Below are 18,469 nucleotides of genomic sequence, written 5' to 3'. Positions count from 1 at the left end.
TCGTGGCTTCCTCTTAATCGTTTTTTTACCCTTTTAATGCGCCTTAATCCTATTCCATTGAAAATGGTAAAGCCATCTTATTTAGCTTGACCTGCATTCCTACATATTTTATAATAGCGCCTTCCCTCAATGAACAACTCTGCGCCTTCCCTCCTGCAGTTTTTTGGTTCCAAAGTGGATGATATGCCAAATGCTCCGCATAATATGGATACTGCTTGCAAAGGGGCGATTGAATGATAGTACTGGAGCATGTGAACAAGGTTTATGATAATGGCTTTCACGCGCTGAAAGACATTAATCTCGAATTCAAAAAAGGGGAAATTACCGTTCTGATCGGGCCGAGCGGCTGCGGCAAATCGACGACGATGAAGCTGATTAACGCGCTCAACTTGCCTTCGTCAGGCAAAGTGCTGATCGACGGTAAGGACATCTCGGACATGAATCCGGTCGAACTGCGGCGCAATATCGGTTATGTCATTCAGAGCGTCGGGCTCTTCCCGCACATGAACATTTCCAAAAATGTCGGTGTCGTTCCACGTCTGAAAAAGTGGGAAAAGGACAAAACGGAGCAAAAAGTAAACGAACTTCTGGACATGGTCGGCCTCGATCATACGGTATACGGAACCCGCTATCCATCGGAGCTCAGCGGCGGGCAGCAGCAGCGCGTCGGCGTCGTACGGGCGCTGGCTGCCGATCCGGACATTATTTTGATGGACGAACCGTTCTCGGCACTGGATCCGATCAGCCGCGAACAGCTGCAGGATGAGCTCATCCGGCTGCAGCAGGATCTCCATAAAACGATTATTTTCGTGACGCATGATATGGATGAAGCGATCAAAATCGCGGATACCATCGTATTGATGAAGGACGGGCAAGTGGTACAGACGGGAAAACCGGATAGCATTTTGCGGCATCCCGCCAACGAGTTTGTCCGTAATTTCATCGGCTCGAAGCGTCTTCAGGGTGAAAGTGAAAGTACCTATGAAATTCCTCTCGTCGATGAGGTGATGATTACCAATCCGGTTACGGCGTTCCCTGGCCGGGGCCTTGCCGAAGCCATCAAAATGATGGAAATGAAGCGGGTTGACTCCCTGTTGATTGTCGACCGCAATAAACAGCTGCAGGGTGCGGTCTCCATCTATCGCGTGCTCGATCAGTACGGCGAAGAAGGCAAAACCGTGGCGGACGTGATGCATCCGGTTCGTTATTCCGTCGCTTCCGGAAGCACGCTTCCGCAGGCGATTGAAATCATGGATAGCCACCAGCTGAGCAATCTCCCCGTGATCGACAGCAATAACCGCTTTCTCGGGCTTATTACAAGAGGCAGTGTCGTTAAACATCTGGCCGAAGTATATCCAACCATGGTCCCTCCGCTGCTGAACGGAGAGGATGAGTGATATGAATGCATTCTGGAGCTTTATCACGGATCGTTATCCGGATATATTGAAGGCGCTGCAGGAACATCTGGTCCTGTCCTTCTCGGCTGTCATTCTGGGAACGATTATCGCTGTGCCTGTCGGCATCCTGCTCGTTTATAACCGCATAGGCTGGATTAACAGCGTCGTATTTTTTATCGCAAACCTGTTTCAAACGGTTCCGAGCCTGGCGCTGCTCGCGATCCTGATTCCTTTGCTCGGAATCGGGATGAAGCCGGCCATTCTGGCGCTGCTCCTGTATTCCCTGATGCCTATTTTGCGCAATACGTATGACGGTTTTCATTCCGTCGACAAGGGCGTGCTCAATTCAGCCAGGGGCATGGGGTACAGCACGGCCCAGACCATTTTGAGAATTCAGCTTCCTTTATCCCTTCCCTACATTATGTCAGGCATCCGGATTACGACGGTTTACATCATCAGCTGGGCAACGCTTGCTTCCCTCATCGGCGCGGGCGGTCTGGGACAGCTGATCGTATCCGGGCTCGGCGTGAACAAACCCGAGATGATATTTATTGGCGGGATCGGGGCAATTCTGCTTGCGCTTATCGCTGACGGATTGCTCGGCTTGCTGGAAGGCTGGCTCGGCAGACGCTACCACCAGACCCGGGAGTCCGCTATATGAGACATCTCAACGGGATACAGCGACGAAGACGCAATGAGGGGGGCTTGATGACACTGAAACGATTGAAATGGATACCGATGCTGATCTGCGCGCTCCTGCTTGCGGGCATCACTTCTGCCTGCGGCATTCAAAGCCAGATCACGATCGGAACTCAAACCTATACCGAAACGAAAATTATTGCCGAAATGTACAAAGCACTTATTGAAGACCGCACCGGCCTGAACGTGGACATTATTCCGGATTTGGCGTCAAGCTCGCTGGTCATCAATGCGATGAAGCGTAATGACGTCCAAATGGCAACCTTATATACCGGTGAGATTTTCAATAATCATTTTCCGATCAGCGGATCGAAAGACCGTCAAGAGGTGCTGAAAGAGGCCCAGGAGGGCTTTCAAAAATATGATCAGTTGACTTGGCTGAACCCGCTCGGGTTTGAAAACACCTATGCCTTTACAGTCCGGAAGGATATTGCGGATGCCAATGGGTATACCAAGATTTCCGATGTCAAAAAAGATATGGCTAATATGAAGCTTGGCGTGGATACAACCTGGCTGGAAAGAAGCACGGACGGCTATCCGGCATTTTCCAAGGATTATGGCATTAAATTCGGCCAGGTCTTCCCGATGGAAATCAGCCTGGTATACAGCGCGGTTGCGAATAAGCAGGTTGATATCGTACTGGCATACTCTACGGATTCCCGGTTGAAGGCCTATCAACTGCAGACGCTGCAGGACGACAAGCAATTCTTCCCTCCTTATGATGCCAGCCCGGTGCTTCGCTCGGATCTGCTGAAGAAGCATCCCGAAATTCAGGATGCCATATCGCCTCTCATCGGCCACCTGGATGCAGATACGATGATATCGCTCAACTACCAGGTGGACATCGAGAAAAAAAGCGAGCGTGAGGTAGCCCTCGCGTATTTGAAGCAGCAGGGCCTCTTGAAAGGCTAAAGGAGGGTAAGCATGGAAACGAAACATTTGAATTTTTCGGACTTTTTGTCCTATGTCTCTCGTAACAGCGGCATGCTGTGGGAATACTTTCTGCAGCATCTGCTCATGGTCCTTATCGGTTTGGGGCTCGCGGTGATCGTCGGCATTCCGCTAGGCATTCTCTGTTCCAAAAATAAATGGGCTGCCAAGATCATCTTGTTCATTACGAACATTCTTCAGGTCGTTCCAAGTCTGGCGATGCTGGTCGTACTCATGATGTGGCTGGGGCTGGGAACCAAAACGGTTATGGTCGGTCTGTTCCTGTACTCGCTCAATCCGATCGCGCGCAACACATACGTCGGTTTGAAGCAGGTGGATCCAAGCTATCTCGAATCGGGAAAAGGGATCGGCATGAGTGCCTTCCAGCTGCTCGTCAAAGTGCGTTTTCCGCTATCGCTGACATATATCATGTCCGGTCTGCGCATCGCGGCAGTCATTGCCATCGGTGTCGTCACCATCGCTCCGCTCGTCGGCGGAGGTGGTCTGGGGCGGGAAATTTACGCCGGTCTGAACAGCAACAACTCCCTGCGGATATTCGCAGGGGCGATACCGGCAGCTCTGCTCGCCATCGTGGCGGACATCGTGCTCGGCATCCTGCAGCGCAAGCTTGATTTGGCGAAGCGCAAGTCCAGCGGGGTGCCGGCGCAGCCCAAAGTGCAGAATCTCGGATAGATCCCGGGCGCGATCATCCAGCTTTAAAGAACTCCTTCGGTGTAGAAGGAGTTCTTTTTTATATCTATAGTCTCTCTGGCAGCAGCCCGGCACCCGTTCAGGCTTGTTCTAAACCAGGGACATCCCTTCATAAAATATATTAAAGAACAAGCCTGGAAGGGGATGATACCATGGATACGAAATCCTCCATTAAGCAGCGCCGCGAAGAACGAATCAGGGATCTTTTGCTTCGTGAGGAGCCGGTCAAGCCCTTGCCGCAGCCCATTCAGGACCCGCCCAAGCTGTGGAACAAAGGAAGATTGCCGGAGTCGCTTGCACCGGAACCGGATCCGGAGAAATTGTGGAAAAAAGAGCAGGCCCAGGGCCGCGGCCCGTTACGTCATAATACACGCTTCGTATCAGGTTTTATGTGGCGGCTGTTTTTCAGCGCGATCATTTTCGCTCTGGTCTGGGGGATGTTCAAATATCCCCAGCCCTGGAGCCTGAAGGCGCAGGATTACGTGATGCAGTCGCTGAACCGCGAGATGGATTTCCAGGCGGCCGAAGCTTGGTATGAGTCACATTTCGGCAAGGCTCCCGCCTTCATTCCGATTTTCAAACAGAATCAAACGTCTCCGCTGAAAGTGAATGCTTCCAAATCCATGGTGCCTCCGCTGGAAGGCGAGATCGTTCAGGCATTCGCGGTGAGCTTGAAAGGCGTGGAAATTGCCCCTCTCAAAGATTCAAACCTCCCGCTTCAGGTGAAAAGTGTAGAAACGGGACGCGTCATCGATGTTTCGAATTCGGACACGGGTGTTACCGTAACCATTCAGCATACCGGGCAAATGGTGGCTGCCTACGGCCACCTCGAGTCTACGCGATTGCAGAAGAACGACTGGGTCGAAGGCGGCGATACGGTCGGCCAGCTGCGGGCCGCATCGGAAGGAGAGACGCCGACCTTGTTCTTTTCGCTGAAAAAGGACGGTGCTTACGTGGATCCGGCGGACGTGATCCCTATTGATTAGTATCCGGGGCATTCAATTTTCGCTGCATCCTTTTTTCGTCATTCTGATGCTATTTTCCGTGATTACCGGGCATTTCTTGGAGCTGATCGTTTTATTTTCGATCGTCTTTATCCATGAGCTGGGGCATTTGACGGCGGCTTTGCTGTTTGGCGTGCGGATTCGATCCGTTCAGATGCTTCCGTTCGGCGGCGTCGTGGAAATGGAGGATCACGGGCAGCTGACGGCATGGAAGGATATGATCATCGCGATTGCCGGACCGTTTCAAAACGTGCTGATGATTCTTGCAGCCCTGCTATGCCGTGAGCTGAGTACCGGTGATGGGGCATTGATGAACTATGTAATTTATGGGAATGCCATGATTGCATTATTCAACTTGCTTCCGGTTCTCCCGCTGGACGGGGGGAAGATTGTGCAGGCTGCCGCAAGTCTCTTTTTCCCCTACCATCAAACCTTGCTCTGGTCCTCCAGACTGAGCCTTGCCGGCAGCGCCGGCGTCGTTTTTTTCTCGATCTGGCCGCTATTTCAGGGAGAAGGACGCATTCAGCTGAACCTGCTGCTGATCGGCATTTTTTTGCTCTACTCCAACTGGATCGACTACCGCCATGTCCCCTACCGCTTTACCAGATTCCTGATGACCCGGGAAAGAAGATATGAAGGTTTGCAACGCTCAGGCGCGTTCGCGCAGCCGATCATTGCAGATCCCACGAAACATTTGGACAGTATTTTGCGTCTATTTAAAAGAGAGAAATACCATGTCATTTATGTCATGAACAAGCAGGGTCATGTCATTGCCACGCTTCCGGAGCAGCGGCTGATATCCGCTTATTTCACCGGGCTCCGCACATAAAATAAATGATAATGAACAGGATCCACATTCTATTCAGAGCATGGAGCTAATAAAGGGGATTTCATGGTAAAATGGAATGGAAATGTCTTCTAGCAGGGGTGAAGCCATGAAACAAATGATTGTACATTGTGAACCGAAACAGACGCAAATGGCCCTCATGGAGGAAGGCAAGCTGGTGGAGTTTGCGGTCGAACGAAGCCACAACCACGGTCTGGTGGGCAGCTTTTATAAAGGACGTGTCGTCAATGTGCTTCCGGGCATGCAGGCGGCCTTTGTGGATATCGGGCATAAAAAAAATGCGTTTTTGTATGTCGATGACGTGCTTCATCCTCATCTGGATAAGCAGCCGAAAGAGAAACCTTCGATTGAAAATCTGCTCCGTGTCGGGCAGGAAATGGTCGTGCAGGTGATGAAGGAACCGCTTGGAAGCAAGGGGCCGCGCGTAACGACCCACTACTCCCTTCCGGGACGTTGGGTTGTGTATATGCCCAATGCGGATTATGTGGCGGTCTCCAAGAAGGTTAACAAGGAACAAGAGCGCAGCCGTCTAAAAATGCTGGGCGAAGAAATCCGCCGTGACGGGGAAGGCATCATAATGAGGACCGTTTCCGAAGAGGAGCATCCGGACGCCATCGCCGGCGATCTCGGTTTGCTCCGCGAACAGTGGCGGACGATCCAGAATCGTGCCGATGCCACCAGCGCGCCAGCGCTTTTGCACCAGGATTTGAGTATCGTACAGCGGTTTATCCGCGATGTGTTTGATCCGCAGCATGACGAGCTCCAGATCGACAGCGCGAAGGAGGCCAAGGAAGCGGAAGTTTTCCTGGAGGAGATCGCCCACGGCAGTCATCTGCCGGTCAAGGTCTATCAGGGGCAGGAGCATATTTTCAAGAGCTTTGGCGTCCAGGAACAGATGGAGCGGGATTTTTCGCGCAAGGTCATACTGGAAAGCGGAGGCTCGATCGTGTGGGACCAGACGGAGGCGCTTACCGTCGTGGACGTGAACACGGGCAAGTATATTGGCGGAGACAGTTTGGAGGATACGGTGACCCGTACCAACTTGCTCGCGGCCGAAGAAATTGCCAGGCTGATCAGGCTCCGCGATGTAGGCGGCATTATTATCGTTGATTTTATCGATATGGAGCAGGAGCAGCATCGTCAGGACGTGGTGGACAGGCTGGAGGCGGGGATGAGCAAGGACCGCACGAAAAGCCATGTGGTCGGTTGGACCAAGCTCGGTTTGCTTGAATTGACCCGCAAGAAGGTGCGCGACGACACCGCCATGTTGTTTGCGAAGCCATGTGATGCCTGTGACGGCACAGGTAAAATAAATCTGCTGGGTATCCATTGACTCTGATACTCTGCCTATGTTAATATCTATGAGTATGTGTCCGGTATTTATGCTTGTCACATGCTGTAACCGCTCCGGTCGGGTTAAGAAGTGCATGCCATTTCGGCATGCCACCTGGATTAGGCGAGTCTGAGACATGAGGAGGTGCAAGCAATGTACGCAATTATCGAAACTGGTGGTAAACAATACAAAGTTCAAGAGGGCGACGTATTGTACATCGAAAAACTGAATGCGGGCGACGGCGAAAGCGTGACTTTCGATCGTGTATTGGCCGTATCCGGTGACAACGGTTTGGTAGCAGGTACGCCAGTCGTTTCCGGCGCATCCGTAACCGCAAAAGTGGAGAGACATGGCAAAGGTGCTAAGGTTGTTGTATACAAATACAAACCTAAGAAAAACTACCACAAGAAACAAGGCCATCGTCAACCTTACACTAAAGTAACCATCGAAAAAATCCAGGCGTAAGAAGGTGCGCGGATTTGATTAATGTGCGCATACTACGTCAAGAGGATGGCAGCATCCATGGCTTTGAGGTGAAGGGGCACGCGAACTACGCGAAGCATGGTGAAGACATTGTGTGTGCCGGCGTATCGACGGTCACAGTCGGAACTGTGAATTCCTTGGAAGCTTTAACCGGAACCATAATGGACAGCAGAATGAACGACGGCTTTTTAAGCGCCTACCTTTCCGGCGACGGGAACGAGGATGCTCGAAGAGAAGTACAGCTGCTGCTCGAGTCCATGGTCGTTATGCTGAATTCGATTGCAGAATCATACGGGAAGTATATTCAAATAAAAGAAGTTATTACTCAAAGAAGGAGGTAGACAACATGTTAAAGTTGAATCTTCAATTGTTCGCATCGAAAAAGGGTGTTGGTTCCACAAAGAACGGACGCGACAGCCAAGCGAAACGCCTCGGCGTGAAGCGTGCTGACGGACAAACCGTTACTGGCGGAAGCATTTTGGTTCGTCAACGCGGAACTAAAATTCATCCTGGTACGAACGTGGGCATCGGCAAAGACGATACTTTGTTTGCAAAAGTGGACGGCGTTGTGAAATTCGAGCGTTGGGGCCGCGACCGCAAAAAAGTGAGCGTCTACCCTGTTGATGTCGCTCCGGTAGCGGCAGCAGTGGAAGCGTAATTGTCTTCACAAAACGGGTTGGATTAACGAGAAGAGCCTTCGGCAGTGCTTGCCGGAGGCTTTTTTTAAATATATCGGGTCTGCAGAGGCTCTTGCAGGGAATATTGCAAATAGGTCTCTTATGAGTGGAATAAGGCTTTTCCCCGGCTTTTAACAGGAGATTAACGCCTGCTTGATCGGGAATAACTGTTTTTCTTGCAGCTGATGGATGATCAAACGTGGATTGCTGTGCTATACTGGTAATTGATGTAGGAATGATCGGTGATCAGAAGCGGGGAGAGGCTATTGAAATCCTGGAAGACCTTATTGGCTATAATGGCTATATCTGTAGCTGTACCTTTGTATTTCGTTATGCAGGGCAAGTCTCTCATTTGGAGTCTCATCCTGGTGCTTTGGGTTGCGTCCGTTCTTGCCGTAGGCTACGTATTCACAACCCGCCGGTATGAGAGGGAACAGCAGGCTTTGCTGCGGAGCTTCGAGCAGGCGGCGATCCGGACGCTGAATCATCATCGGCATGACTGGATGAATGACCTGCAAATATTGTATGGTTATATTCAGCTCGGAAAAATTGATAAAGCCGTTCAATGTGTGGACAAAATAAAAGAGCGGATGCATCAGGAAAGCAAGATCTCAAAGCTCGGCATTCCGTCGTTAGTCTTTTACCTGCAGTCGTTTCGGACTTCCAACAGCAGTCTGGAGCTTGAAATTGCCCTGGATCAGGAAATGCAGCTGGACAAGCTGAGTCCGGAAGACGGTGCGGAGCTGGCTTCAGTCATTATGCAGACCGTTCGCGCTTATCAATATAGTGGAAGAGTATCTTGGGGTGATACCCGTAAACTGCTGCTTAGTCTGCGGCAGGAGGGCTCGGATGTGATCGTAAGCTTTGAAGAGGACGGCTCCATGGGGGACCCGGAATCGTTAAAGCAGCAAATTTATCAAGTGGTGCAAGGCAAACGAATGAAAGCGGAGCAGCTTCATCCCTCCCAGGCTTCATTTCAATTGCGCATGCCGTGTGAGTCATGAGGAAGGTGAATTTATGTTTGTAGATAAAGCGAAAATTTACGTCAAAGGCGGAGACGGCGGAGACGGTCTCGTTGCATTCCGCAGGGAGAAGTACGTTCCGGAAGGCGGACCTGCAGGCGGTGACGGAGGAAAAGGCGGGGACGTGATTTTCCGAGTCGACGAAGGTCTGCGCACGCTGATGGATTTCCGTTACCAGCGGCATTTCAAAGCCGACCGCGGAGTAAAAGGGCGGAACAAGAGCCAGCATGGTGCTAACGCGGAAAATATGATCGTACGGATTCCGCCAGGGACCGTGCTGATCGATGATGATACAGGCGAGGTTCTGGCGGATATGATTCACCATGGCCAACAGGTCGTCGTAGCCCGCGGCGGCCGCGGTGGACGCGGCAACACCCGCTTTGCCACGCCGAAAAACCCGGCTCCCGAAATTGCCGAGAACGGTGAAGAGGGGCAGGAGCGCTATCTGCTCATGGAACTTAAGGTCATGGCTGATGTAGGGCTTGTAGGGTTCCCGAGTGTCGGGAAATCCACCCTGCTGTCCGTGGTATCCGCGGCAGAACCGAAAATCGGGGCATATCATTTTACGACGATCACGCCGAATCTCGGCATGGTTGATGTAGGAGATGGGCGCAGCTTTGTGATGGCCGATTTGCCTGGATTGATCGAAGGGGCCCATGAAGGCGTTGGTTTGGGGCATGAATTTTTGCGGCATGTGGAGCGCACGCGGATTATAATCCATGTCGTCGATATGTCGGGCTCGGAAGGTCGTGACCCGTTTGAGGACTGGGAGAAAATCAACCAGGAGCTGAAGCTCTACAACGAGGCGCTTGCCGAGCGTCCGCAGATTGTGGCAGCGAACAAAATGGATATGCCGGAATCGGAAGAGAATCTGGCCGCGTTCCGCGAGCAGGTTCAGAAATTGAAACCGGATATCGAAATCATGCCGATCTCGTCTCTGACGCGGCAAGGTGTTCAGGAGCTGCTTTACCGAGCGGCGGATATCCTCGATTCCATTCCGCAGGAGGTTCATGTCGAGGAAGTGGCCGAGACAACCGAGCGCAAAGTATACAAGCTGGATAAGAAGGACGAAGACAACTCCTTTACCATTACACGTGACAATGAGGCTTACGTCGTCCACAGCGTGAAGATAGAGCGGATGCTGAAGCGGATCCAGATGAATTCGCATGAGGCGATCCTGAAGCTGGCACGCACGATGCGCCATATGGGCATCGACGATGAGCTTCGTAAACGCGGAGCGGTGGAAGGAACCATCGTCCGCATTGCCGATTTCGAATTTGAATTCGTGGAAGGCAGCAGCTACTATTAAAAATAAAACAGCCGTCTAAGTTGCCGTTCTGGCTTCTTGGCGGCTGTTTTTGTATGGTAGGTGAGGTTTCTTGTTCGTCAGCCTGCGAAATGCTAAGCGAATACTTCAAGGCTGGCCATCCCGTAAGCGCTTACGCTGAATTATTCCTTGCAAAAAGGCTCAAATCTATTGACCCATCGGGTACATTTCTTTATAATGTCCACTATATAAAAACATCAGTCTTTGAGGAGAGGACGTTCGTGAAAGAACGCTATTATTTGGTCCGTGAAGATATTTTACCGGAAGCCGTGGTGAAAACCATGCAGGTAAAGCAGCTGCTTGCGGCCGGGGACGCGAAGACGGTGCATGAGGCTGTGGAACAGGTTGGAATGAGCCGCAGCGCATTTTACAAATATAAAGATGGCATCCATCTGATCAACCAGCTGGAGAGAGAGCGCATCGTTACGATATCCATCGATATGGAGCATCGTTCCGGCATGCTGTCCAAAGTGTTAAGCCTTGTTGCTGGTTTTGGCGGGAATGTGCTGACGATCCACCAGAGCATTCCGCTGCAGGGGATCGCGAACGTCGTGATTTCCGTAGAGGTCTCCAGGATGAACGAGGAGCTTGGAGACATGCTGGAGAGCTTGCGGGATTGCGCAGGCGTCAAGCGAGCCAATCTCATTGGTCAGGGCTAGCAATGAACTGGGAATGTTACGTACGATACAGGAGGGTAAGGGAATGAAACCGGTAAAAGTAGGGTTGTTGGGGCTTGGCACCGTAGGTACGGGCGTAGTAAGGATTGTGGAAGGGCATCAGGAGGATTTGAGCAGCCAGGTCGGATCACCGATCATCATTGAAAAAATCGCCGTGAAAAACAGCGACAAAGCCCGCAGCATTCAAGTGGATAAAGCCAAGCTGACGGAAGATCCGTGGGAAGTGATCCGCGATCCGGAAATCGACGTGATCGTCGAGGTCATGGGCGGCATCGAAGACACCAAGGCCTATATTCTAGAAGCTTTGGAACGCGGCAAGCATATCGTTACCGCCAACAAGGATCTGATGGCCCTTCATGGCTCGGAGATTTTGGCCAAGGCCCAGGAAAAGCAATGCGATGTTTTCTATGAAGCCAGCGTTGCCGGCGGCATTCCGATTATCCGGACCTTGATCGAGGGATTCTCGTCCGATCGAATATTGAAAATCATGGGCATCGTGAATGGAACAACCAACTTTATTTTAACGAAAATGAGCCAGGAAGGCGCTTCTTACGAGGATGTGCTGGAAGAAGCCCAGAAGCTTGGATATGCGGAAGCTGATCCGACCTCCGATGTGGAGGGATTGGACGCAGCCCGCAAAATGGCCATACTCGGCACGCTTGGCTTCCGTACCAATGTAGAACTGAAGGACGTCAGCGTACGCGGGATTTCGCAGGTTTCCAAGGAGGATATTACCTACGCCAAGCGCCTTGGTTATGAGATGAAGCTGCTTGGCATTGCCGACCGCGAGGATGATCATGTCAGCATCAGCGTTCAGCCGACCATGGTGCGCAAGGGTCACCCGATCGCGTCCGTGAGCGGCGTATACAATGCCGTATACGTGTATGGCGAAGCCGTGGGGGAAACGATGTTCTATGGAGCCGGTGCGGGCGAGATGCCAACGGCGACCTCCGTCGTGGCGGATCTGGTTGCGGTGATTAAAAACCTGAAGCTGGGCGTCAACGGGCTGAAGGCCATCGTTCCTTACAAACCGAAGAAGCTGAAGAACGACGAGCAGATCTCCTTCAAAAACTTTATTCTGCTGCATGTGGACGACAAAGCGGGAGTTCTCGCCAGAATTACCCAGGTGTTCGCGGAGTTCGGCGTCAGCCTGGAATCGGTGGTGCAGCAGCCGAACGAACTGAATCCGGAAGCGGAGATCATCATTGTGACGCATAATGCCACCAAAGCCAGCATGGACAAAGTTCTCCAGCATTTCGAAGGACTAGCGGTGATCCGTAAAATCAAAAGCGTGTACCGCGTTGAGGGTTAATTCTCTGCTATAGAATCTCTGCGATTTAAAATGAATAAAGCCTCTTCATTTCAATTTATCTATATATAGGAAAAGGAGCCATACCCATGTCATACCAAGGACTACTTCAAACGTACAAATCGTACCTGCCAGTGAATGAAAACACGCCGTTCCTTACCTTGAAGGAAGGCAACACACCGCTGATCCGGGCGGAGAATCTTTCGGAGGAATTGGGGCTTGATCTGTATTTTAAATATGAAGGTTTGAATCCGACAGGGTCTTTCAAGGACCGCGGCATGGTTATGGCCGTTGCCAAGGCTATTGAAGAAGGCAGCCGGACGATCATGTGCGCATCCACGGGCAACACGTCCGCAGCCGCGGCAGCGTATGCCGCTAGAGCGGGGCTGAACTGCATCGTACTGATTCCGAACAATAATATTGCGCTCGGCAAGCTGGCTCAGGCCATGATTTATGGAGCTAAGGTCATTGCGATTGAGGGCAATTTCGACCGTGCTTTGGAAATCGTTCGCGAAATTACGGCGAAACATCCGATCACGCTTGTAAACTCGGTAAACCCATACCGGATCGAAGGGCAAAAGACCGCGGCGTTTGAAGTCGTTGAGCAGCTTGGCAAAGCGCCTGACGTATTGGCTATCCCAGTAGGGAATGCAGGCAATATCTCCGCTTACTGGAAAGGCTTTAAGGAATATCATGAAGCTGGCAAAGCTTCCTCCCTGCCGAAAATGGTAGGCTTTGAGGCGGAGGGCGCCATGGCCATCGTCAAAGGCGAGCCTATTCCGGAGCCTGAAACGATCGCTACCGCGATACGGATCGGCAACCCTGCCAGCTGGAAGACCGCCGTTGCTGCCGCCAAGGAATCGGGCGGACAGATCAACTATGTGACCGACGACGAGATCTTGGCGGCTTATCGCTTGATTGCTTCCCGGGAAGGCGTGTTTGCAGAGCCTGCCTCTGCGGCCTCCGTTGCGGGCGTACTGAAGCTGAAACGTGAGGGCTATTTCCAAGGCGGTGAATCGGTCGTATGCGTTCTGACCGGCAACGGCTTGAAGGATCCGAATGTCGCACTGAAAACGGTAAATGCCGAGCCGCTGGTCGTGCCTGATACCGAGGCTGCCGTCATGGAGGCCATCGCCAAGCTGGAAGAGGCCGAGGCATGAGAACGGAAGGCGTATGCGTAAGAATCCCTGCGAGCACCGCAAATCTCGGTCCAGGCTTTGATACGCTAGGCATGGCTTTGTCGATCTATGCATGGATCGGGATGAAAGCTTCGGAAGCTACGGTCATCCGGCTGTACGGGGACCAAATGGAAGGCATCCCTACGGATAAAAGCAATCTGGTGTATCAGGTTGCTCAAATGGTCTTTCGCGAGGCGGGCGTGAAGGTGCCTGAGCTTGAGATCGCCATGTATTCGGATATTCCGCTGACACGGGGACTTGGCAGTAGCGCATCCGCCATCGTGGGCGCGCTGTTTGCCGCGAATGCTTTGATCGGCTCGCCCTTGCCTGAAACGAGACTCTTCGATATGGCGACGGCGATCGAGGATCACCCGGACAATGTCGGAGCTTCCTTGTTCGGAGGGTTAATCACGGCGGTCTGGGATGGCGGGCATGCCGATTATATCCGCATGGATCCGCATGAAGATCTGGAGGTGCTGGTTGTTGTTCCGGATTTCCAGTTGTCGACCACCGAAGCGAGAAAGGTGCTGCCGGCACAAATTGGGCGGCAGGATGCGGTGTATAATATCAGCCGATCTTCGCTGCTGGTTGCCGCACTCTCTCAAGGCAGACTGGATATGATCAGCAAAGCGATGTCAGACCGCCTTCATCAGCCGTACCGGGCCAAGCTGGTGCCGGGAATGGCCGAGATTCTGGAGCAGGCTGTCGATCACGGCGCTTTAGGCGTTGCGCTGAGCGGTGCGGGTCCGACGCTGCTTGCATTGGTAGACCGCCGTTCCGGTCGGAAAGAGGAACTGGAGGCTTATCTTGTGAATACGATGAAGGCCGAGGGCATTCGCGCGTCTGCCCATTGGCTGAATCCGGATTGCGAAGGGACACAGCTGATTGGCAGCATGCCGTCCGGCTCATTTTTGGAACTCATAAAAGGGGAAGTAAACGCATGAAACGAATTGCATTATTGCCTGAAGGGTCGGTGTCGCACGAGGCCGTTGTTCAATTGCTTGGCGATGAATCGGTAGAGCTAGTGTACCACAAGCTGATTTCCGACGTCTTTTTGTCAACGGTACATGGAAAAACGGATTACAGTGTCATTCCTATCGAAAATACGATTGAAGGCTCCGTGAGCCTGCACATGGATTGGCTCGTCAACGAAGTGGATATTCCAATGCGGGTGGAATGGGTGTATCCCTCCATCCAAAATCTCATCGGAGACCGCGAGGAATTCATTTCAGATTCCGGAGAGGTTGACTTTACACGGATCGGGCAAATATTGTCCCACCCTGTAGCGATGGCTCAATGCCAGCAGTTCATCCGTAAGCATGCTCCGCAAGCGGAGCTGGTGAACGCGGGGAGTACCACGGAAGCGATAGGGATCGTAAAGGCTAACCCGGGCCAAGGCCTGGCCGCCATCGGCACGACGCTTGGCGCTGCCACGCATAAGCTCGACATTTTGGCTGAACGGGTGACTGATCACGACAACAACTATACGCGGTTTATTTTGATCGGCAAGGAAGAGCTGCCCAAGCTGCCGAAGCCGGTGAAGCAGATGAAGACGAGCGTCCTGGTTACGCTCCCTGAGGATTTTGCCGGCGCGCTTCATCAGGTGCTTGCCACATTTGCGTGGAGAAGGCTGAATTTGTCCCGGATCGAATCGCGTCCGACCAAAAAGAAACTGGGCAGCTATTATTTCTACATTGATGTTCTGGAATCCGTGGATTCGGTCCTCCTGGCCGCTGCGATTGAAGAGATTGAGGCGCTGGGCTGTCAGGTCCGCATTCTCGGCTCCTACCCTAGCTATACGTATCAGGAACTAATTTCGGAGGTGCTGTAGTTTATGTCAGAGCAATGGATCTATTTGGATGGGGAATATGTAACCAAAGAAAATGCTAAGGTATCCGTTTTTGACCATGGCTTTTTGTATGGGGACGGCATTTTTGAAGGAATTCGCATCTATGAGGGCAATATCTTTAAATGCGACGAGCACCTGGAGCGTTTGTATGACTCGGCAAAATCCATCGACCTGGTTATTCCGCTTTCCTTTGAGGATATGCGTGAAGCGATGGCCGAAACGATCCGCCGAAACGATATGCGAAACGGCTACATTCGGTTGGTCGTATCACGCGGTGCGGGCAATCTCGGACTCGATCCGAGACGCTGCCCGAAACCGACGGTTTTGATCATCGTGGAGCAGCTTGCCATATACTCGGAAGAAGCTTATCTGAAAGGATTGCGCGCCGTTTCCGTATCCCAGCGCCGCAATCTGCCGGATGCCCTGAATCCGAAGATTAAATCCTTGAACTACCTGAACAATATTTTGGTGAAAATCCAGTCCAATCTTGCCGAAGCGGATGAAGCGATCATGCTGAATGCGCAGGGGTATGTAACGGAAGGCTCCGGCGACAACATTTTCTTGGTGAAAAAGGGTGTCGTATACACGCCTCCATGCTACTTGGGAGCCCTTGAGGGCATTACACGCCTCGCCATTATCGAGCTGTGCGAGAAGCTTGGCTACAAGCTGAAAGAAGTTCCGTTCACGATGCATGATGTGTATATTGCCGATGAGGTGTTCTTCACCGGTACAGCGGCGGAAGTCATTGCAGCCCGCGAGATTGACGGACGAATCATTGGCGAAGGCCATGCGGGTCCGATTACGTTGAAACTGCTCGAAGAATTCCGTAAAGCCGTAACCGAGGACGGCTATAAAGTTTGGGAAGCGTAACGATTTCGCCCGGTTTATGTGCGGAGGTTACCGAGAAATCCTTTCATGACAAGCTCATGAAAGGATTTTTTTGTCATTAGGGATGTCATCTGCCTATCCTGTGCATAAGATGTAGTAACGAAGGCGGACGATTTATGCGCCTATAAGAAGTTTAGGAGGTATTTGCCGCGTGAAGATACACATCGTAAAAAGTGGCGACACTTTATATGAGCTTTCCCAAAAGTATGATATCCCTCTGCAAAAAATAATCGATGCCAATCCGCAAATTTCCGACCCCAATGAGCTGCAGATCGGACAAAAGGTGAAAATCCCCGCCGAACCGGTGCATGTACCAAGTAATGATCAATTCATCCATAAGCATGTCGTCAAACAAGGGGATAGCCTTTGGAAGCTGTCGAAAGCCTGGGGAGTTTCATTGAAAGAGATGATCGATGCCAATCCTCAGCTCAAAAATCCGAATGCGCTGCTGGTAGGGGAAGTCGTGAACATTCCCAAATCCGGCAACGAAGTGAATGCTCAGGATGACGTAAACGCAAATGCAAATGCACATCCCGATAAGGTTCTTCCGGGAGGAAAAGCGTACACGGGTCCCAAGGAAGAAATGACGGCTCCCAAAGCGGAAGTGACTGCTCCCATTAACGTTGTGCCACAACAGCTCCCAGAGCTGCCTAATCTCCCGAATATCATGCCAGAAATGAATGTGCCGAACATCATGCCGAATGTGATGCCGGAAATGACAGTGCCTAACATCATGCCGAATGTGATGCCGGAAATGACAATGCCGAACGTCATGCCAAATGTGATGCCGGAAATGACGATGCCTAATGTCAAACCGAATGTGATGCCGGAAATGACAATGCCGAATGAGATGCCTTTCGCAGAGAACAAACCGATGGCAATCAAACCGGCCGCTGAGGAGCCTTACGGCTGCGATGACAACTATTTTGTCGGCGGTGCACAGCATCCCTTCATGCATTATCCGACGCCTGTTCAAGAGGTAGGCTCTTTTTATAACATGCCTTGTGAGAATGAAGTAATGGCAGAACATACTTACAATAATATGCCGTACCCAGGGAAAACCTCGAACTATCCAGGTATCGTAGAAAGTGCTGAAGATGTTGATTATGATTATATGCCGAATCAATCCTGGGTGAGCCCTTACTCCCATGCACCTGAAGGAGGACATTGGGAGAATCATCAATCACCAGTAGCTTACGAACCCAATATGCAGCCTAATATGCAGTCGCCGGTCAGCCATCATCCAAATCAGCCGTTTCCTCATCCAAGCGTGTCTCCTGCATATTATGAGCCTGTTCATGCTCTTCCGTATAATCCATGCGGATGCTCCGGAGTATCGCCGGCTTATCATGCTCCAGAACCGGCTTACGTGGAGCCGATGTATTACCACCATCAGGGAGGTTATCCGCATTTTGCTCTTCCGCCTTGGTGTTATCCTTACCCTGCTCCAGTGGTGAGTCCTTATGAAACCGCACCGAATGCGCAGCTGGGCGCATATAGCCATGAACCGAATATGCAATACCATGATCCGAACAATCAGTATCCAGGCTGGGGGGGAATGGAATACCCACATTGGGATCGAACCCAAGCCTATGCGTATCCTCCTGAGACAGAACAGACTGAATCTGTCCCTTCGGCAAATGTGAACTCGGTGCAGGCACCGGCAACAACGATTGAAGCAGCTGAGATGGGCGGAGGAGCAACAGAGGCGATAGCTGAACCTGCCCAAAAAGCCAAAACATTAAGCAGCAACAAAAAAAGCTCAGGTGCTTCCCGTGAAAAAGCCGTTGCCAAAAAAACAAAAAAACAAGTGGTTTCTTCCAAACGAAAAAACCCATGGATTAATGGATGAGCTGGGTCATAAAAAAGCTTCAAGAGGAGAGCAGGCATACGCCGTATGTCTGCTCTTTACTATTTTTTTGCGGATAACAACAAATTTAAAATACAAACCAAAAATATTTACGAAAATGCTTGCTAAATTACTAGAATACGTGCTATATTATTATTCCGGCCAAGAAATCTACGGATTGCCGGCGGGGTTGAGAGAAAGAAAGTTTTAAAAAAAAAGACTTGCGAAACTCAAGAAACCATGATATATTATAAAAGTTGCCGCTGAGATAAAAGTTGGTGACGAAATG

General features: G+C 51.4%; 20 protein-coding genes and 1 other annotated feature. All 20 genes read left to right on the top strand.

Features of this window, described 5'->3' with window-relative positions; all coding sequences use genetic code 11:
- Positions 1–233 precede the first annotated feature (233 nt).
- The 20 genes from PCH05_RS26455 to PCH05_RS26360 all read left to right on the top strand — a co-directional run bounded on the left by PCH05_RS26455 (position 234) and on the right by PCH05_RS26360 (position 18,391).
- Positions 234–1,397: an ABC transporter ATP-binding protein gene (locus PCH05_RS26455; RefSeq protein WP_127607619.1), complete on the top strand. Its 1,164-nt coding sequence runs from the start codon at positions 234–236 to the stop codon at positions 1,395–1,397.
- 1 nt (position 1,398) lies between these two features.
- On the top strand, positions 1,399–2,058 hold the full coding sequence (locus PCH05_RS26450) for an ABC transporter permease (protein ID WP_127607617.1): 660 nt from the start codon (positions 1,399–1,401) through the stop codon (positions 2,056–2,058).
- A 47-nt stretch (positions 2,059–2,105) separates the two neighbouring features.
- Entirely contained in the window at positions 2,106–3,008 is a 903-nt protein-coding gene (locus tag PCH05_RS26445; protein WP_246049961.1) for an osmoprotectant ABC transporter substrate-binding protein, read from the top strand.
- Positions 3,009–3,020: 12 nt separating this feature from the next.
- Positions 3,021–3,719 carry an ABC transporter permease gene (locus PCH05_RS26440; protein ID WP_127607615.1) on the top strand — a complete coding sequence of 233 codons (699 nt, stop codon included), beginning with the start codon at positions 3,021–3,023 and terminating at the stop codon, positions 3,717–3,719.
- Between the two features lie 170 nt (positions 3,720–3,889).
- On the top strand, positions 3,890–4,723 hold the full coding sequence (locus PCH05_RS26435) for a M23 family metallopeptidase (RefSeq protein ID WP_127607613.1): 834 nt from the start codon (positions 3,890–3,892) through the stop codon (positions 4,721–4,723).
- Positions 4,716–5,570: a M50 family metallopeptidase gene (locus PCH05_RS26430; protein WP_127607611.1), complete on the top strand. Its 855-nt coding sequence runs from the start codon at positions 4,716–4,718 to the stop codon at positions 5,568–5,570. Before PCH05_RS26435 ends, PCH05_RS26430 begins: the two co-directional genes overlap by 8 nt.
- A gap of 106 nt (positions 5,571–5,676) precedes the next feature.
- Entirely contained in the window at positions 5,677–6,921 is a 1,245-nt protein-coding gene (locus PCH05_RS26425; RefSeq protein WP_127607609.1) for an Rne/Rng family ribonuclease, read from the top strand.
- Positions 6,922–6,978: 57 nt separating this feature from the next.
- Positions 6,979–7,062: a sequence feature (ribosomal protein L21 leader region), on the top strand.
- Positions 7,063–7,074: 12 nt separating this feature from the next.
- Positions 7,075–7,386 (top strand): 50S ribosomal protein L21, encoded by a 312-nt coding sequence (rplU, locus tag PCH05_RS26420; RefSeq protein WP_127607607.1) that lies wholly within the window; start codon positions 7,075–7,077, stop codon positions 7,384–7,386.
- A 14-nt stretch (positions 7,387–7,400) separates the two neighbouring features.
- Positions 7,401–7,745, top strand: a complete 345-nt coding sequence (locus tag PCH05_RS26415; RefSeq protein ID WP_127607605.1) for a ribosomal-processing cysteine protease Prp — start codon at positions 7,401–7,403, stop codon at positions 7,743–7,745.
- A gap of 5 nt (positions 7,746–7,750) precedes the next feature.
- Positions 7,751–8,062 (top strand): 50S ribosomal protein L27, encoded by a 312-nt coding sequence (gene rpmA / locus PCH05_RS26410; protein WP_076174421.1) that lies wholly within the window; start codon positions 7,751–7,753, stop codon positions 8,060–8,062.
- Positions 8,063–8,377: 315 nt separating this feature from the next.
- The gene (locus PCH05_RS26405; RefSeq protein WP_127607603.1) at positions 8,378–9,085 is read left to right on the top strand and encodes a Spo0B domain-containing protein; all 708 of its coding nucleotides are present in this window, start codon (positions 8,378–8,380) and stop codon (positions 9,083–9,085) included.
- Between the two features lie 13 nt (positions 9,086–9,098).
- A complete protein-coding gene (obgE, locus tag PCH05_RS26400) occupies positions 9,099–10,412 on the top strand; it encodes a GTPase ObgE (RefSeq protein WP_127607601.1) in 1,314 nt (437 codons plus the stop codon).
- A 239-nt stretch (positions 10,413–10,651) separates the two neighbouring features.
- The gene (locus PCH05_RS26395) at positions 10,652–11,089 is read left to right on the top strand and encodes an ACT domain-containing protein (protein WP_127607599.1); all 438 of its coding nucleotides are present in this window, start codon (positions 10,652–10,654) and stop codon (positions 11,087–11,089) included.
- A gap of 43 nt (positions 11,090–11,132) precedes the next feature.
- Positions 11,133–12,419 carry a homoserine dehydrogenase gene (locus PCH05_RS26390; RefSeq protein ID WP_127607597.1) on the top strand — a complete coding sequence of 429 codons (1,287 nt, stop codon included), beginning with the start codon at positions 11,133–11,135 and terminating at the stop codon, positions 12,417–12,419.
- An 86-nt stretch (positions 12,420–12,505) separates the two neighbouring features.
- On the top strand, positions 12,506–13,576 hold the full coding sequence (gene thrC / locus PCH05_RS26385) for a threonine synthase (protein ID WP_127607595.1): 1,071 nt from the start codon (positions 12,506–12,508) through the stop codon (positions 13,574–13,576).
- Positions 13,573–14,538: a homoserine kinase gene (thrB, locus tag PCH05_RS26380; RefSeq protein WP_127607593.1), complete on the top strand. Its 966-nt coding sequence runs from the start codon at positions 13,573–13,575 to the stop codon at positions 14,536–14,538. The genes thrC and thrB overlap by 4 nt, the downstream gene beginning before the upstream one ends.
- Positions 14,535–15,425, top strand: a complete 891-nt coding sequence (gene pheA / locus PCH05_RS26375) for a prephenate dehydratase (protein ID WP_127607591.1) — start codon at positions 14,535–14,537, stop codon at positions 15,423–15,425. Before thrB ends, pheA begins: the two co-directional genes overlap by 4 nt.
- Before the next feature lie 3 nt (positions 15,426–15,428).
- Positions 15,429–16,313: a branched-chain-amino-acid transaminase gene (gene ilvE / locus PCH05_RS26370; protein WP_127607589.1), complete on the top strand. Its 885-nt coding sequence runs from the start codon at positions 15,429–15,431 to the stop codon at positions 16,311–16,313.
- 169 nt (positions 16,314–16,482) lie between these two features.
- The gene (locus PCH05_RS26365; protein WP_127607587.1) at positions 16,483–18,183 is read left to right on the top strand and encodes a LysM peptidoglycan-binding domain-containing protein; all 1,701 of its coding nucleotides are present in this window, start codon (positions 16,483–16,485) and stop codon (positions 18,181–18,183) included.
- The gene (locus PCH05_RS26360; RefSeq protein ID WP_164766808.1) at positions 18,176–18,391 is read left to right on the top strand and encodes a hypothetical protein; all 216 of its coding nucleotides are present in this window, start codon (positions 18,176–18,178) and stop codon (positions 18,389–18,391) included. Before PCH05_RS26365 ends, PCH05_RS26360 begins: the two co-directional genes overlap by 8 nt.
- Positions 18,392–18,469: the final 78 nt, after the last annotated feature.

The organism is Paenibacillus chibensis (assembly GCF_004001045.1).
Lineage (GTDB): Bacteria > Bacillota > Bacilli > Paenibacillales > Paenibacillaceae > Paenibacillus_AQ > Paenibacillus_AQ chibensis.
The sequence above is the reverse complement of the archived record's forward strand: the minus strand, read 5'-3'. Positions and strand labels throughout refer to the sequence as shown.

Coding starts and splice junctions, on each gene's coding strand:
- PCH05_RS26445 (WP_246049961.1), top strand. CDS start 2,106: ATGACACTGAAACGATTGAAATGGATACCGATGCTGATCTGCGCGCTC.
- pheA (WP_127607591.1), top strand. CDS start 14,535: ATGAAACGAATTGCATTATTGCCTGAAGGGTCGGTGTCGCACGAGGCC.
- PCH05_RS26360 (WP_164766808.1), top strand. CDS start 18,176: ATGGATGAGCTGGGTCATAAAAAAGCTTCAAGAGGAGAGCAGGCATAC.
- thrB (WP_127607593.1), top strand. CDS start 13,573: ATGAGAACGGAAGGCGTATGCGTAAGAATCCCTGCGAGCACCGCAAAT.
- rplU (WP_127607607.1), top strand. CDS start 7,075: ATGTACGCAATTATCGAAACTGGTGGTAAACAATACAAAGTTCAAGAG.
- PCH05_RS26435 (WP_127607613.1), top strand. CDS start 3,890: ATGGATACGAAATCCTCCATTAAGCAGCGCCGCGAAGAACGAATCAGG.
- PCH05_RS26450 (WP_127607617.1), top strand. CDS start 1,399: ATGAATGCATTCTGGAGCTTTATCACGGATCGTTATCCGGATATATTG.
- PCH05_RS26425 (WP_127607609.1), top strand. CDS start 5,677: ATGAAACAAATGATTGTACATTGTGAACCGAAACAGACGCAAATGGCC.
- ilvE (WP_127607589.1), top strand. CDS start 15,429: ATGTCAGAGCAATGGATCTATTTGGATGGGGAATATGTAACCAAAGAA.
- PCH05_RS26390 (WP_127607597.1), top strand. CDS start 11,133: ATGAAACCGGTAAAAGTAGGGTTGTTGGGGCTTGGCACCGTAGGTACG.
- thrC (WP_127607595.1), top strand. CDS start 12,506: ATGTCATACCAAGGACTACTTCAAACGTACAAATCGTACCTGCCAGTG.
- PCH05_RS26440 (WP_127607615.1), top strand. CDS start 3,021: ATGGAAACGAAACATTTGAATTTTTCGGACTTTTTGTCCTATGTCTCT.
- obgE (WP_127607601.1), top strand. CDS start 9,099: ATGTTTGTAGATAAAGCGAAAATTTACGTCAAAGGCGGAGACGGCGGA.
- PCH05_RS26455 (WP_127607619.1), top strand. CDS start 234: ATGATAGTACTGGAGCATGTGAACAAGGTTTATGATAATGGCTTTCAC.
- PCH05_RS26405 (WP_127607603.1), top strand. CDS start 8,378: ATGGCTATATCTGTAGCTGTACCTTTGTATTTCGTTATGCAGGGCAAG.
- rpmA (WP_076174421.1), top strand. CDS start 7,751: ATGTTAAAGTTGAATCTTCAATTGTTCGCATCGAAAAAGGGTGTTGGT.